This window comes from Thalassotalea profundi (assembly GCF_014653195.1).
Classification (GTDB): Bacteria; Pseudomonadota; Gammaproteobacteria; order Enterobacterales; family Alteromonadaceae; genus Thalassotalea_B; species Thalassotalea_B profundi.
On record NZ_BNAH01000002.1, the window covers coordinates 133,467 to 148,071 of the forward strand.

Here is a 14,605-nt window from a genome sequence, read left to right on the forward strand (position 1 = left end):
TTTGAAATTATACTAGCGCTTAGGCAAGTCTTTGAGTAACTCAACATTAATCTCTCCTAATCAACTTAGAAAAACCATACGCCAACGCAGGCAACAATTAACAGCCCCAGAACAAGTTAAAGCAAGCCAATTGTTACTAGAGCAACTCGCTCAACGTCTCCTAATAAACAAAGTTAAAAACATTGCTATTTATCTCAGCAATGATGGGGAATTAGAAACAGAGTTGGTTATCAAGTGGTGTTGGAAACAAGGTATTACGACTTACTTACCTGTTATTCACCCTTTCAGTAAAGGTCACCTGCTGTTTTTACACTATCACCAAGATAGCGTAATGCAAACTAATAAATATGGCATTTTAGAGCCTAAACTAAATATACAGAATATTATACCCGCGCAAAATCTCGACATTATATTTACACCTCTGGTGGCTTTTGACACAAAAGGTAATCGCATAGGCATGGGCGGAGGGTTTTATGATAGAACTCTGGCTAAGTGGTATCAAGATTATCGCACTAATCCTCATGCAACACCTCGACCTATTGGGATTGCTCACGATTGTCAAAAGGTAGAGGATATTCCAACCCAGTCTTGGGATATTCCATTACCCGAAATTATCACACCGACTCAGCATTTTACTTTTAGTTTGCATAAGTAACTTTGACATAGACAAATGCAATGACACTGCTGAGCCTAGCTTGCTATACTGCATCCATAGATCCTAATGAGATTATCCAATGACACAAGATGAAATGAAGAAATTAGCTGCAATAAAAGCGCTAGAATTTGTAAAAAATGACACTATTGTTGGCGTGGGCACAGGTTCTACGGTGAATCACTTTATAGACGCCTTAGCCGCTAAAAAAGATGACATTAAAGGTGCAGTTTCCAGCTCCGAAGAATCAAGCAAACGCCTAAAAGCTATAGGTATTGAAGTATTTGATTTAAATAATGTTGATACTATCGATGTTTATATTGATGGTGCAGACGAGATCAACGAACAAATGCACATGATCAAGGGCGGTGGTGCGGCATTAACCAGAGAAAAAATAGTGGCTGCAGTTGCAAAAACGTTTATCTGTATCGCTGATGAAAGCAAGCAAGTTCAAGTATTAGGTAACTTTCCTTTACCGGTGGAAGTCATTCCTATGGCACGTAGCTATATTGGCCGCGAATTAGTTAAGTTAGGGGGAGATCCTATGTATCGTCAAGGTGTAGTTACCGATAATGGTAATGTAATTCTTGATGTATATAACTTAGATATAATTAATCCTAAACAACTTGAAACCGACATTAATGCGTTAGTAGGCGTGGTCACAAATGGCCTATTTGCACATAGAGGCGCAGACATTTTAATTGTCGGTACGGATAAAGGCGCTAAAATCGTAAAATAACGCTTTAGAGTTTATGCACTATATGCTAATTTACTATAGTAGTTTTAGATATCTAGCCATCTAAAAGAAAATAACTTAGAGAACGTTAATCATGAGCAATACCAATAACTCTTTAGCAAAAGAAAAAATTAAAATTCTATTATTAGAAGGTGTTCATCAGAGCGCATTGGAAGAATTAAAATCCAAAGGCTACACCAATATTGAGTACATTAAGACGTCGTTAGATGAAGATGAACTCATTAAAAAAATTGCTAATGTTCACTTTATCGGTCTTCGTTCTCGTACCCAATTAACGGAAAAAGTACTTAGCCACGCTAAAAAACTAGTCGCTATCGGCTGTTTCTGTATTGGTACTAACCAAGTTAATATTACTGCCGCACAAAAACGTGGAATTCCAGTCTTTAATGCCCCATTTTCAAATACTCGCTCCGTAGCAGAGTTAGTGATTGGTGAATTATTATTATTATTCCGTGGGATTCCAGAAAAAAGTGCCCAAGCTCATCGCGGTATCTGGAATAAATCAGCTGTTGGCTCAGTTGAAGCCAGAGGGAAAACGCTTGGTATTGTAGGTTACGGTCATATTGGTATGCAAGTTGGCATATTAGCAGAAACTATCGGTATGAAAGTGCGCTTTTATGATATTGAAACCAAGTTACCTTTAGGAAATGCAAGCCAAACATCAACACTTACCGCATTACTTCAAGAGTCTGATGTTATTAGTTTACATGTTCCTGAAACCTCTCAAACACAAAATATGATGGGTGCTGCTGAGTTTGAAGCAATGAAGGATGGTGTTATTTTTATTAACGCCTCACGAGGTACAGTAGTTGATATTGATGCACTTGCTGAAGCATTGGAAAGTAAAAAGGTTTCAGGAGCAGCAATTGACGTATTCCCAGTAGAACCAACAGGCAACGATGAAGAGTTTATATCACCTTTACGCGCATTTGATAATGTTATTTTGACACCTCATATAGGTGGTAGCACTAAAGAAGCCCAAGAAAACATTGGATTAGAAGTTGCCAGTAAGCTTGCTAAGTACTCCGATAATGGTTCAACATTATCTGCGGTAAACTTCCCTGAGGTTTCTTTACCAAGTCATATTGGTACCAGTCGATTACTTCATATTCATCAGAATCAGCCTGGCGTGTTAACTAAAATTAACCAAGCATTTGCCGAGCACAACATTAACATTGCTGCACAGTACCTACAAACTGATGCCAATATTGGTTATGTCGTTATTGATATTGAAGCAGAAGATAGTGAGTTAGCATTACGTCAATTAAAACTAATTCCAGGCACAATCAAAGCAAGAATATTACATTAATTTTCCGGCACAAATACCAACCTACAATCTATTTATTTATGTAGGTTGGTCTTTAGACCAACAATATGCCCTTAATCGCTGCCAAATAGATCGCGTGTATATACCTTATCAGACACGTCATCTAACATGTCAGTCATGCGATTAGACACAATAACGTCTGACATAGCTTTAAATTCCTCTAAATCAGAAATAACACGCGCATTATTATAAGAATCAGCAGTTAACTCAGGCTCATAAATAACAACCTCAATTCCCTTATCTTGCACTCGTTTCATTACTCCTTGGATAGAAGAAGCCCTAAAATTATCAGAGCCAGCTTTCATTATTAAACGATAGATCCCTACAATTTTAGGCGCTTTCTTGATAATAGAGTCTGCAATAAAATCTTTACGGGTTTTATTGGCTTCAACAATAGCTTTGATCATACTGTTTGGTACATCTTGGTAGTTAGCCAACAGTTGCTTGGTGTCTTTAGGTAAGCAATAACCGCCATAACCAAACGAAGGATTGTTATAATGGTTGCCAATACGAGGGTCTAAACTCACGCCTTCAATGATTTGTCGACTGTCTAAGCCATGAGACTCAGCATACGTATCTAATTCATTAAAATAAGCAACTCGCATGGCCAAATACGTATTAGCAAATAGTTTAGTAGCTTCCGCTTCTGTGGAGCGAGCAAATAATATAGCAATGTCTTTTTTAATGGCCCCTTGTGATAATAATTGAGCGAACTGTTTGGCCTTTTCGCAATTAGCGCCGACAATAATACGTGAAGGGTATAAATTATCATAAAGAGCCTTACCCTCACGTAAAAATTCTGGGGAAAAAATGAGCTTTTCTGTTTGATGTTTTTCTTTCATGCTACGAGTGAAGCCAACAGGGACAGTTGATTTTATAATCATCACCGCTTCTTTATTGATAGATAACACATCATCTATGACGGCTTCAACAGAGCTTGTATTAAAATAATCTGTATCAGGATCATAGTCTGTAGGCGTTGCAATTATAACAAATTCAGCATTCTTATATGCTAACTCTTTATCTAATGTCGCCAGAATATTAATATCCTTATTGGACAAAAACTTTTCAATTTCAACATCATGAATAGGAGAAACCCTTTGATTAATCATATCAACACGTTCAGACATTATATCTAGTGCAATAACATCATTATGCTGTGCTAATAATAAAGCGTTTGACAACCCTACATAACCCGTACCAACAACTGTAATTTTCATTAAAAACTCTTTTTTATAAATTTATACTGAATAAATTAAATGCATACACAAAAAGGAAGCAAACCCAGCAGCAATATCATCGATCATAATACCGAAACCACCATGACAATTTTTATCTAAATAGGAAATTGGCCAAGGTTTAAAAATGTCAAAAATTCGAAATAGTACAAAACCCAATAAAACAGAATGCCAAGTCCATGGGATCATAAACATAGTAATTAAGTAGCCAACAATTTCATCCCAAACAATCGCGGGATGATCATGAACCCCCATATCTTTAGCAGCTTTACCGCAAATATAAACGCCTGACACAGCCATCAGAAAAACAATGAAGGCGTAAACATTTACTGAAAGTTCTGCCATAAAGTAAAATAAAGGAATAGCAATCAAGGTACCAAAGGTGCCAGGGGCTTTGGGTGATAAACCGCTACCGAACCCTAATGCTAAAAATTGAATAGGGTCATACAGATTAAAATTAACCCTATGATTAGCTTCAACAGCTTCTTTCTTTGTTTCTGGATTAGTCATTTGTCGCGAAGTGCTCAAAACCTTTCACATTAATTGCGGTAGGTTTACTATTTAAAGTTGTAGTTATTTTTTCACTTGGATTAAATTGACCTATACAAGTGAACTTAACCCCAGTATGACCTAGTGCCGTTTCCAAGCCCACTTTATTATCTTCCGATACCGAAAATAACAACTCGTAATCATCACCACCTGCTAATGCGGTTTCAATCGCTTTTTCTTCTCCCAGCGCTTCAACAAGTGAATCAGACAAGGGAAGTTTTTCTAGCACAATATTAGCACCAAGTCCCGAAGCACCACAAATATGACTAAGATCAGCCATTAAGCCGTCTGATAAATCAATAGCAGAAGACGCATAATTTCTTAATGCTTGTCCTGCAAGTACCCTTGGTGTGGGGTAGTCTAGTCTTTGCTTAACTTTTTCAAAAATAGCTTGCTCAAGTGTCTCTTTACCCAAAATATGACTTAAGGCAAGTGCAGCATCACCCAATTCACCAGTCACATAAATCCAGTCACCCGATTTTGCCCCTGTTCTTAGCATTTCTTGGCCGGCAGGCACTAAACCTTGAGCTGTGATCGTTATACTCAATGGGCCTTGCGTAGTGTCACCACCAATGACTTGAACATTATAATATTCGCAAAGCTCAAACAAACCTTTACAAAATTCGTCAATCCATTCTTCATCTATCTCAGGTAACGTAATAGCTACGGATACCCAACTTGGCTCAGCACCTACAGCAGCAAGGTCAGATAAATTAACAGCTACGGCTTTATGCCCAATCGCACGCGGAGATGTATTTACCGGAAAATGAACCCCTGCAACCAAGGTATCGGTTGCTATTGCAATATTTTGTTTTTCAGAGGGAGTGACAATTGCGCAATCATCGCCTACCCCAATTAATACATCTTTACGCTTCACCGCTTGTTCTGTGAAGTATTTTTTTATTAACTCAAACTCTTTCATAGTAACTTATATCGCTAATTATCTTAAATTAGATCAACTCAAAGCAGGTTAATTTTTTAATAAGACAACTGTTCATCCTTAAAAACAAAAGGCGCACTCAAAAGTTACGCCTTATTTAGTTCAACTTTAATATAATATTGTTTATTCTTGTGGGCGGATTCGCTTAACTGTTTTATCGAGCACACCATTAACAAACTTATGACTATCATCAGCAGCAAAAAGCTTTGCAAGTTCAATAGCTTCATTAATAACCACACGATAAGGCACATCAAGACACTCTATTAATTCAAAAACGCCTACACGTATGATGGCTTTTTCAATATGATCTATTTCATCTATTGGACGGTCAACATGAGGTAAAATTTCCGCATCTAATTCTTCAACGCGAGACGTTACACCACGAAATAACTGTTGAAAATATTCGATATCGAAACGTCGTTTCGCATTTTCAGTTAAAAAATGTACTTCAACATCTGTTACTGAATTATTACTCATCTGCCATGAATATACGGCTTGAACCGCTAATTCGCGCGCTTTTCTTCTAGGGGTTGGTTTCACAAATAGCTCCAAATAAACTTAATAGCAAATGTTTTATAATTGCGCCATTACATTAACCATTTCTAATGCACCTAAAGCTGCTTCTCCGCCTTTATTACCCGCTTTAGTTCCCGCACGCTCAATTGCTTGCTCAATAGAATCAGTAGTTATAACACCAAAAGATACAGGAATTTCAGACTCTAAACACACTTGCGCTAAGCCTTTATTACATTCGCCAGCAACAAAATCAAAATGTGGTGTGCCGCCACGAATCACCGCTCCAATAGCGATAATCGCATCAAACTTGCCACTTTTAGCCGCTTTTTTAGCCACTAAAGGTAATTCATAAGCGCCAGGCACTTTAATTACGGTAATATCACTTTCCGCAACATCGCCATGACGCTTAAGAGTATCTACCGCACCGGCTAATAGACTATCAACAATAAAGTGATTGAAACGAGAGACAACAATGGCAAACTTTTTACCTGATGCAACAAAAGAACCTTCGATTACGTTCATGAAATAAAACCTACAATTAAAAAATTGTCGCGATTCTAACAAAAAACAGATCAATTAGGTACTGGTTTATCGAATATCTTCCTTACCATTGAATGAAAAGCCGTTAAAGTAACATCTAGCTTAACTCTGTTTTTTTCATTAACATTCACATCATTATTTTTATATCTCTTGGGTAACAATGAAATTTATTTTTTCTACCAAACAAATACCAGCTTTATCAGGATTAACACTGCGTGAACGTGCCGAAAAACTCCATAAAGCACAAACAAAATTGACTGTACCAGAAAAACTTACATTAAATTTACTTAAATTATGCATGCTCATTCCAGCATTTTTTTATATAGCTAATCAGAAAGTATTATTTTCTATCATTTTTGGCATACTTTCCTTGTTAAGTTATTTTATTATTTTTTTACCTATAAAGTTCAGTTTTTTAAATAAATATTTAATTGAGAAATCAGATAAAAAAAACTAAACCTTACCCCTTAAATTAGACTTTTGTTTAAAAAGTAAAATCAAGGTTATTTATTTTGTCAATATATATGTTACATTTTGACTCTAATAAAAATAAAAATTACGACATTATTCCTTATGAAATTTATACCTATACTTTATTTATGCTTCTTATTACTTATTGGTTGTAATATAAATTCAGAAAAATTAGCACCTCTACCCTCACCTATTCTAGAAGAAACTGAAGTTAATACCACTTTCCTCGCAGATAGCTCGAACAGAGCGGGTTGGTGGAAGCCTATATCGAGTCATAATGATTACATATACATAGCTTTTAATTCTCAGGGTGAATATGACGCTAATTGTAAAGACAAAAACAACCATATGTTAACCCTTGCTTACCAGAGTGATAATACCAACTGGCAATACAAAACAGCTTTAAACAACAAAAAATATTGGACAGGATGTGATGATGTAGGGCACCGACAACCCACAATAGCTATTGATGGTGATGGGGCTATACATATTTGGGCTGGTATGCACGGTGAGTCTGATGGTTGTTGCTACTTTAGGGCGGATGACAAGACTGCTGACCTTAATATAAAGGATGACTTTAAAAACCTTGGTCGCTTTACTTATCCCATAGCTAAAACAGCACCTAATGGAGATATATACCTTTTATTAAGAGATTTACCAAATATTACATCAAAATCAGAGCAGGAACAGTTTTTAGGCTCTGGTAAACTATTTCATTGGAACAATATTATAAAAAAATGGCATTTAATTGATTCTTTTGCAGCCAATACCTTCGAAAAGAATCAGTTTAATGCTCCCATTTATCCTAACGATTTATACATTGATGAAAATAACATTGCACATATATTGTGGGAGTGGTCAATTGATAAAACAAGCGATAGACGCTTTCAAGGGAGTTATCTTCAATATGATATTATCAACAAAGTTTTCACTTCAGTAGATAATACTCTCCTCACCCCTCCTATAAGTTTAGATACAATAAAAAGCTATCCAGAAATCACTTTTGAGCCTTCAAATGCGACATTAAGTAACGAAAATTACATTCAATCAGCGCGTTTATTGATAAGCGAAGATTATTGTATGCCTTGTGTTATTTATCGAAGTATGACTAATAATACGTCAAAGATTATGATGACCAGATGGCATAATAATCAATGGCTTTCGCCTGAACAAATTATCGATAAAAATACAGAATCTTTCGCTACATTAAGTATTGAGATGCGCAATAATATCATTAATGTATTTTATGCCTTAAAAGAAAAAGGCGTTTTCACCGCAAGTAGAAAAATAACAGAAGAACAATGGAAAACAACTCAAATTTTAAATAGCACTGCGGAAGACATTAGATTATCTACAGAACAAATTGAGGATACTATCGTACTCTATATGAATTTATTTGAGTCCACTCAAAATGAATCACATTTAATAATCCAAGAGTATTGATCTAGTTTAATAGCATTATTCACTATGATTAAGGATGAATTCCTAATTAATCATAGTGTATTGTAATTCAAGAACGACAAGATAAAACTTATACCGATCTTTTAAAGAAGAAATTGTGGCCAGTTTATTATACCCAAGCATTAGACGAGTAAGTATAATTACGTTAAAGTGTCGGCCATAATCACTTGCGTTTTTTATGATGAAAAAATTACATGGCAGATAAAACATTAACACTTGCATTTTCATGTATCGGAGAGCGCTTTTACTCCTTACTAGACAATTTGTCCTCCTTATCGATCCCCCACAATGTCAATATTATTGTAATAATACAAAAACCACAATTTGATACTCATAATCTTATCGATAATACATCGGTAAATGTTATTGTTTTAGATAACATAGGCCTAAGTAAAAGCAGGAATGCCGCGATTATGTATGCCCATTCTGACTTTATTTGGTTTTTAGATGATGACGTGCTATTAACCAATAATGACATTGAAGCAGTACTTGCGATAATTAATGCAGGTAATGCCGACTTTTATCGCGCACAAATCGGCTGTATTGAATGGCACGATAAAACATTCAAACAATATAAATCCGTAAAAAAACCATCAAAACTCAATTTACTGCAAATAAGCTCTATCGAAGTTATCGCCAACTTAACCTTTATTAAAAACAAGCAATTAACTTTTAACGAAAATATTGGCTTAGGTACAAAATATCAATGTAATGAAGAAAATAACTTCTTAATTGATGCCTGGGAACATGGCGCTAGGTTTACCTTTGTTGATAAAGTTTTTGTTCGACACACTTGTATATTTGAAAATCGAGTATTAGCAAATAATGAAATTTTTGAAATTAGAGGCGCGACCGCGTCTCGCTTCAAAATAGTAGGGATATTATTGCTCATCAGATGGACACTACGATACCTAATAACTGAAAAGAAATTATCGTATATTAGCGCTCTTTATAAAGGCTATTTCCGTGGTTACTCCTCTTATAAATAAAGTCGTGGCTTTTAATGACCTATCATAAAAAGTTAAGAAGTTAGTTATTTTTATTCTGACCTATATTTAATCTCTGCTTAATTGACAACAGCGTACAACCAACAAAAATAAAATAAATCAGCTTCATATACGAAATATTAAACATAATCAGCTCACCTTTATAATGATAAATAAATGACAAACCGACTAAGGCGAGTATTAATACACCAATATTCTTCATATATGGTTTATTGATGACATAATAATTAAACATCACCCACAAAAAACCAAAGTAGATAACTAAACTTGGGAAGATACCAAACAATAAAGTAAAGCGCATATAACCAGGGTCAGTATGCAAATAATATGAACCATCTGATCCGGTATACTGCCCATCACCCAATAAAACTTGTAGGTCGGTTAGTGGAAAATACATAGTTTTTAGAGTATCTAACGAAGAACGACCAACGTAACCGTCATAAAAATACTTATGAATAAACTGAAAAGCATATTGGTAATAACTAGTAACCACCTCTTTTAATTCAGGTACCGACATTATATAAAGAATTAAAGGGGCAATAAGTATTAAACAATAAAAGAAAACTCTAATCGCGCCAGTAAAATAATGACGAAGACCGATGGTAAAATAGTAAAAAGCTAATCCAAAAACAAAGCCTGCAATTGCAGAACGCCCCGCGGATATTCCTGCAATAATAGTGATAAAAAAGATCACTACTTTTATCATTAATGACTTATTTTTTCTAAACTCAGCAAAATAATAATTCATATACAAGCCAAGTGCCCCCATCAGTGTGCTAAAACTAAAAGCTGCAAAGCTCGTTAGGCCAAGTCCCCTAGCACCACCATATCCTTCCATTCTAGCCATAGTTGAAGCATCTTTCGTTAACTCTTGAATAACATCACGTAAAGGAGTTATCGCCATCATTAGCCAAACAATTACCGCTTGTACTAGTAAAATGATAAACACAATTTTAAAAAATTTTTTATACTGCGCACCTGCACTCACCACAATACATGCAAGAATTGACATTGCGACATAAGAAAATATATTGTTCACCCATGTTTTTACCATAGTTATGTCATATGTTTGATGGAATATAGGCCATAAAAAGGCAGTTAGAGTAGCGAATAGTAAAATAGATAAAGGAGCGTAAAATATTTTTTGTTTTAATAACAACTTTACTTGAGTAAAAGAGTCATTAACAAAAAATAAGGAGCCTAGAATTAACACTAAGCTCCAATAGGATGAATTACCAATACCTGGCAATTTAAATGCGAAAACGCTTGAAAATAATAAAAAACCACACCATAAAATAATGAGTGAGTTTTTAGAAATTTGCATAAAAGTTAACTATAGCTACGCTTAAAAAAGCGAATTAATACCCATAGCACTGATAAAAAACCACCAATCACACCACCAGCAATAACAATAAGCACTCGGCTAGGCTTAGATCTTTTCTCAGGTATCATTGCTGGCGAAATAGTTTTTAAAATATATTCTTTATTTGAATTCGCTAGCATAAGTATCTTAGTTTGATCTTCTATTAGCTGATAAAAAGAGGTTTGCATACTGGTATTAGTCACTTTAGCTAATGCATCATTTAAATAATCAATACTGGCTTGAGCTTCGGCAATATCCTCTTGTCTCATTTCTTCATTAATATCTTCAATCAACCACTCTAGCCACTTAACTGCAATTTTCGGCGAGTAAAATTCGATAGATAAATCAACAAAGCCGCTTTTAGGATCGTGATTTACCTCAAAAATATCTAAAAATCTTTCATAAATTTCTTGTGGAGTTGGTTCAACTGTTTTAGGTGGTTTTACTTCTCTAAGCCATTTGTTAGTTTGTCTATCATATTTATCTTCATCATAAATCAATTCGAAAGATACCGGATGACTAGCTTTAGATACCATCAGAGGTACAACCAAGTTATGCTTTTCAACAAATTGATTGATAAAGCGTTGAGACTTTAACACTTCTAATGCAACTTGAGTTTTATCTGGCCCACTAGAACTGCCTAATTTAATTCCCGCCATACCAGCAAGACCGCCTAAACCATTTGTAAGAGAGCCTAAACCACCTGACTCCTCCATTTTAGGTACAGTTAGCACTTTTGCTGTATACATATTAGGTAAACTTAAGGCGATAACAACACCAATGGCGGCGCATAAAAAACCAGAAACAATAATGAATATTTTGCGACGGAAAACTTCAGCCCAAACTTCAGTTAAAGATATTTCATCAGACGTTGTGGTCGACATTCTACTTACCTAATCAAGTGTTTTAAAAATTATTTGTGAAATTATATCATTATTTATATAAACATTAGCTACACTAACGCTTAACTTACTTAGTATTAACTACTCAACTCTATGTTCATTGAGCTTTAAAAAAGCTTTGATAGCATAATGGCAAAAAACAATACTAGCTTTAAATAAATTTAATCGCTCAACATTTCTATAGATATGCCAAATTCTTAACGCTTTTTTATATTTATTACGAGATAATGAATTTGATACAATTCTATATTTACTTAACGGTTTATTAAAAATAACTGCGTTAGCCCCTGTTTTTAATAGTTTTAACCATAAAGCATAGTCTTGACCTGCCCATACTAAAGGCATCGATAAATCATTAAAAGCAGACGTTCTTACTATAACGGTACAGCACCCCATCGTCGCTCTCTTTTTAAGCATATCTTGATACGAATACCCCCCACTGCAATTCGCATCCACTATTCGGTTTAAAGAAGCCCCACTTTCATCAATCAAATAATAACTAGTAAATGATAAATCAAGTGAATTTTTATTCATAAATTCAAGGTGTTTTACTAACTTTTCAGGTAGCCAAATATCATCACTATCTAAAAAAGCTATAAAATCTCCATTCGCATGACTAATAGAGTTATTTCGTGAAATTGCAGCTCCACTGTTAGTCTTATTTTGAAAGATTTTGATTCTATCATCGTCTTTAGCTATATCTTGTAAATATTCCCAAGTATCGTCAATAGAGCAATCATCTGTAATTAACCACTCCCATTGTTCGTACTGTTGGTTCTTTATGCTTTCATACGTGTCTTCGATATAACTCATCGAATTATAGGTAGGTGTAATAATTGAAACTAAATCTTTATTCATCATTTTATTTAAAAAGCCTACTTAAATCTTATTTTATCAAATGCATGCTTAAGCCAAGACATGTTAGTATTTACAAAGTAAGACAGTGACATTTTAAAATTATCCTTATTTGTTAATTCAATAAACTCACTCAAAGAATAAGCTTCATTTTTAATTTTTTTCGAGAGTATCAACATACTATCCTTGTGTCTCATGGTCATATAGGTATCATGCTTTCCTATAAAACGCTTTAATGCAATCTGTCGTTTCGACATACTTTTGCTAATTCTATTCTCTTCATGATCGGTATACCAAATATACGTAATTGTCGAAGACTTGTAGGCTGGACCATATGCTGCTACTAATCTAACCCATGTATCATAGTCCTGAAAAGCAGGCATTTGAGGATCAAAACCATTGATATCTCTTAAATAAGTTGTTTTGGTTAAAATTTGATTTCCAATAACATTTGAGTGTAATAATTTTTGTAATGAAATATCTCCATCATCTAACGTTCTTTCTATTAAACCATTGGAAGTAAATTCAGCATAAGGTGAAGCAACACAAGAGTATTGACCTTGTTCAAATAATTTAACTAAATGCGCAACCCTGTCCGGTAAAAACTCATCATCATCATCTAAACCCGTAATATACTCGCCTTGAGCGATATTAATAGCTAAATTCCTTGCACTACAAGCCCCTTTTGGCTTTTCATTCTTTACATAAACTATTTTATGGTCTTTGATATATTCTTGAATCACTTGACTCGTTTCATCTTTAGAACCGTCATCAGCAACTATAATTTCAATATTTTTATATGTTTGAGCCAATACTGAATTCAGTGCCCTTTTCAGCAAATTAACCCTATTGTGTGTCGCAATATAGACACTGACTAACGGAATGGAGTCCATGACTAATTACCCCTAAACATTTTTCTTAGTAAGTAGGTAATTATAAAGGAATTTTAATCGATTTGTATTAGTATTATAGCAAGCCTTTTCAATAACCTTATTTCTATTCTCAATAATCATAGGTTGAATAGATGACTTAGCTAAAAGTTCAACCCCGCGATGAAAGCCTTTAGCAATAGAAGAAACCTCTGCTTGATCAACAAATATAGCCGTTTTGTCACAAAACCATTCTCTATTGGCATCTATATCTGAAACTATTGGTATTAAACCTACATATATACTTTCTAAAACTGAAAGCGGTGTGCCGTCAATAGAAGGAATACTCACCACAAAATCAGACGCTAATAACAGTTTTTTCAAGCTTTTGTTATCTACAAACCCAATAATATCAACATCATTTTCACCAAAATCAAGTGTTTTGACTAAACTTTCAATGGCCGCTTTTGTTTTGAGATCGCCTTTACCGATAAGCCTTAGTGTAGCTTTATTTTTGCTTTCTTGGCTAAACATGCTAAATGCGAATAATACTGATTTAATATTATATAAATCATCCCAATTTCTAATAGACAAAAATACAGTTTGACCCGATTGTTCCTGTGAACAGTCTTTAACAGGGTATTCTGTCAGGTTAATCCCATATTGAAATACTTCTATATTATTCCCATTAAAACCTAAAGCTTGTAATTTTTCTTTAATATGATGTGCCGGAGCATTAATAATGTTGTAACTTGAAGCCGTCCGCTTTAAAAAATACCTCAGTAGTTTATTCGTTTGCGCCTTGCCATTAACATCTGTTCCCCATGTTGATAATATTTTGGGGATGTTTTTAAAATCGCACACACTGACCATTAGACCGTAAGACGAAAGAAAGTGCGCATGTAGTAAATTGGGTGAATATTTCAAAATGGTATAAATTAAAAACGGAACCGCCAATAAAAAATCTATTCGAGTACCGGTGATTCTTGGGAAAGAAATTATAGGCATTCCCTCTAAAACTTTATCGTTTTCTGAACGATGTAAAGTAAAAAAAATAAAATCAAATTCGTTTACCAGGGGTTTAACCCATTTTTGAATGTGCCCGGAAGATAAAGGGCCAACAACTAGTACTCTTGCTTTCATAAGTAATACTCTATC

General features: G+C 34.6%; 16 protein-coding genes. 6 read left to right on the top strand and 10 right to left on the bottom strand.

The annotated features are described in order from the left end of the window. The first annotated feature begins 31 nt into the window (after nt 1–31). From IE155_RS02730 to serA, 3 genes are all read left to right on the top strand, one after another. A complete protein-coding gene (locus IE155_RS02730) occupies nt 32–655 on the top strand; it encodes a 5-formyltetrahydrofolate cyclo-ligase (protein ID WP_189376573.1) in 624 nt (207 codons plus the stop codon). Between the two features lie 79 nt (nt 656–734). Further along, nucleotides 735–1,391 (top strand): ribose-5-phosphate isomerase RpiA, encoded by a 657-nt coding sequence (gene rpiA / locus IE155_RS02735; RefSeq protein WP_189376574.1) that lies wholly within the window; start codon nt 735–737, stop codon nt 1,389–1,391. Nucleotides 1,392–1,482: 91 nt separating this feature from the next. Beyond that, entirely contained in the window at nt 1,483–2,718 is a 1,236-nt protein-coding gene (gene serA / locus IE155_RS02740) for a phosphoglycerate dehydrogenase (RefSeq protein WP_189376575.1), read from the top strand. Between the two features lie 71 nt (nt 2,719–2,789). On the opposite strand, the gene IE155_RS02745 is transcribed toward serA, so the two are convergent. The 5 genes from IE155_RS02745 to ribH form a co-directional block, all read right to left on the bottom strand. Beyond that, nucleotides 2,790–3,956, bottom strand: coding sequence for a nucleotide sugar dehydrogenase (locus IE155_RS02745; protein ID WP_189376576.1), 1,167 nt, complete (start codon nt 3,954–3,956; stop codon nt 2,790–2,792). 21 nt (nt 3,957–3,977) lie between these two features. Continuing rightward, nucleotides 3,978–4,484 carry a phosphatidylglycerophosphatase A family protein gene (locus IE155_RS02750; RefSeq protein ID WP_189376577.1) on the bottom strand — a complete coding sequence of 169 codons (507 nt, stop codon included), beginning with the start codon at nt 4,482–4,484 and terminating at the stop codon, nt 3,978–3,980. After that, nucleotides 4,477–5,445 carry a thiamine-phosphate kinase gene (gene thiL, locus IE155_RS02755; RefSeq protein ID WP_189376578.1) on the bottom strand — a complete coding sequence of 323 codons (969 nt, stop codon included), beginning with the start codon at nt 5,443–5,445 and terminating at the stop codon, nt 4,477–4,479. The genes IE155_RS02750 and thiL overlap by 8 nt, the downstream gene beginning before the upstream one ends. Nucleotides 5,446–5,586: 141 nt before the next feature. Further along, nucleotides 5,587–6,003 carry a transcription antitermination factor NusB gene (gene nusB, locus IE155_RS02760; protein ID WP_189376579.1) on the bottom strand — a complete coding sequence of 139 codons (417 nt, stop codon included), beginning with the start codon at nt 6,001–6,003 and terminating at the stop codon, nt 5,587–5,589. A gap of 33 nt (nt 6,004–6,036) precedes the next feature. Then, the gene (gene ribH / locus IE155_RS02765) at nt 6,037–6,501 is read right to left on the bottom strand and encodes a 6,7-dimethyl-8-ribityllumazine synthase (protein WP_189376580.1); all 465 of its coding nucleotides are present in this window, start codon (nt 6,499–6,501) and stop codon (nt 6,037–6,039) included. Nucleotides 6,502–6,679: 178 nt separating this feature from the next. Between ribH and IE155_RS02770 the strand changes: the two genes are divergently transcribed. From IE155_RS02770 to IE155_RS02780, 3 genes are all read left to right on the top strand, one after another. Further along, complete coding sequence (locus IE155_RS02770) at nt 6,680–6,976, top strand: DUF6170 family protein (RefSeq protein ID WP_189376581.1); 297 nt, start codon at nt 6,680–6,682, stop codon at nt 6,974–6,976. 116 nt (nt 6,977–7,092) lie between these two features. Further along, the gene (locus IE155_RS02775) at nt 7,093–8,433 is read left to right on the top strand and encodes a BNR-4 repeat-containing protein (protein ID WP_189376582.1); all 1,341 of its coding nucleotides are present in this window, start codon (nt 7,093–7,095) and stop codon (nt 8,431–8,433) included. 212 nt (nt 8,434–8,645) lie between these two features. Next, nucleotides 8,646–9,440 carry a glycosyltransferase gene (locus IE155_RS02780; protein WP_189376583.1) on the top strand — a complete coding sequence of 265 codons (795 nt, stop codon included), beginning with the start codon at nt 8,646–8,648 and terminating at the stop codon, nt 9,438–9,440. 40 nt (nt 9,441–9,480) lie between these two features. Here IE155_RS02780 and IE155_RS02785 read toward each other — a convergent pair whose 3' ends face one another. The 5 genes from IE155_RS02785 to IE155_RS02805 form a co-directional block, all read right to left on the bottom strand. Next, nucleotides 9,481–10,782, bottom strand: a complete 1,302-nt coding sequence (locus IE155_RS02785) for a hypothetical protein (RefSeq protein ID WP_189376584.1) — start codon at nt 10,780–10,782, stop codon at nt 9,481–9,483. Nucleotides 10,783–10,787: 5 nt separating this feature from the next. Further along, a complete protein-coding gene (locus IE155_RS02790) occupies nt 10,788–11,705 on the bottom strand; it encodes a Wzz/FepE/Etk N-terminal domain-containing protein (RefSeq protein WP_189376585.1) in 918 nt (305 codons plus the stop codon). Nucleotides 11,706–11,804: 99 nt separating this feature from the next. Next, entirely contained in the window at nt 11,805–12,584 is a 780-nt protein-coding gene (locus tag IE155_RS02795) for a glycosyltransferase family 2 protein (protein WP_189376586.1), read from the bottom strand. Between the two features lie 14 nt (nt 12,585–12,598). After that, nucleotides 12,599–13,471, bottom strand: a complete 873-nt coding sequence (locus tag IE155_RS02800; protein ID WP_189376587.1) for a glycosyltransferase — start codon at nt 13,469–13,471, stop codon at nt 12,599–12,601. Nucleotides 13,472–13,483: 12 nt separating this feature from the next. Beyond that, nucleotides 13,484–14,590 carry a glycosyltransferase gene (locus tag IE155_RS02805; protein WP_189376588.1) on the bottom strand — a complete coding sequence of 369 codons (1,107 nt, stop codon included), beginning with the start codon at nt 14,588–14,590 and terminating at the stop codon, nt 13,484–13,486. Nucleotides 14,591–14,605 lie beyond the last annotated feature (15 nt).

Excerpts from the sequence above, each read along its gene's own strand:
- rpiA (WP_189376574.1), top strand. The coding sequence starts at position 735 with ATGACACAAGATGAAATGAAGAAATTAGCTGCAATAAAAGCGCTAGAA.
- serA (WP_189376575.1), top strand. The coding sequence starts at position 1,483 with ATGAGCAATACCAATAACTCTTTAGCAAAAGAAAAAATTAAAATTCTA.
- IE155_RS02745 (WP_189376576.1), bottom strand. The coding sequence starts at position 3,956 with ATGAAAATTACAGTTGTTGGTACGGGTTATGTAGGGTTGTCAAACGCT.
- IE155_RS02750 (WP_189376577.1), bottom strand. The coding sequence starts at position 4,484 with ATGACTAATCCAGAAACAAAGAAAGAAGCTGTTGAAGCTAATCATAGG.
- thiL (WP_189376578.1), bottom strand. The coding sequence starts at position 5,445 with ATGAAAGAGTTTGAGTTAATAAAAAAATACTTCACAGAACAAGCGGTG.
- ribH (WP_189376580.1), bottom strand. The coding sequence starts at position 6,501 with ATGAACGTAATCGAAGGTTCTTTTGTTGCATCAGGTAAAAAGTTTGCC.
- IE155_RS02770 (WP_189376581.1), top strand. The coding sequence starts at position 6,680 with ATGAAATTTATTTTTTCTACCAAACAAATACCAGCTTTATCAGGATTA.
- IE155_RS02775 (WP_189376582.1), top strand. The coding sequence starts at position 7,093 with ATGAAATTTATACCTATACTTTATTTATGCTTCTTATTACTTATTGGT.
- IE155_RS02780 (WP_189376583.1), top strand. The coding sequence starts at position 8,646 with ATGGCAGATAAAACATTAACACTTGCATTTTCATGTATCGGAGAGCGC.
- IE155_RS02785 (WP_189376584.1), bottom strand. The coding sequence starts at position 10,782 with ATGCAAATTTCTAAAAACTCACTCATTATTTTATGGTGTGGTTTTTTA.
- IE155_RS02790 (WP_189376585.1), bottom strand. The coding sequence starts at position 11,705 with ATGTCGACCACAACGTCTGATGAAATATCTTTAACTGAAGTTTGGGCT.
- IE155_RS02795 (WP_189376586.1), bottom strand. The coding sequence starts at position 12,584 with ATGATGAATAAAGATTTAGTTTCAATTATTACACCTACCTATAATTCG.
- IE155_RS02800 (WP_189376587.1), bottom strand. The coding sequence starts at position 13,471 with ATGGACTCCATTCCGTTAGTCAGTGTCTATATTGCGACACACAATAGG.
- IE155_RS02805 (WP_189376588.1), bottom strand. The coding sequence starts at position 14,590 with ATGAAAGCAAGAGTACTAGTTGTTGGCCCTTTATCTTCCGGGCACATT.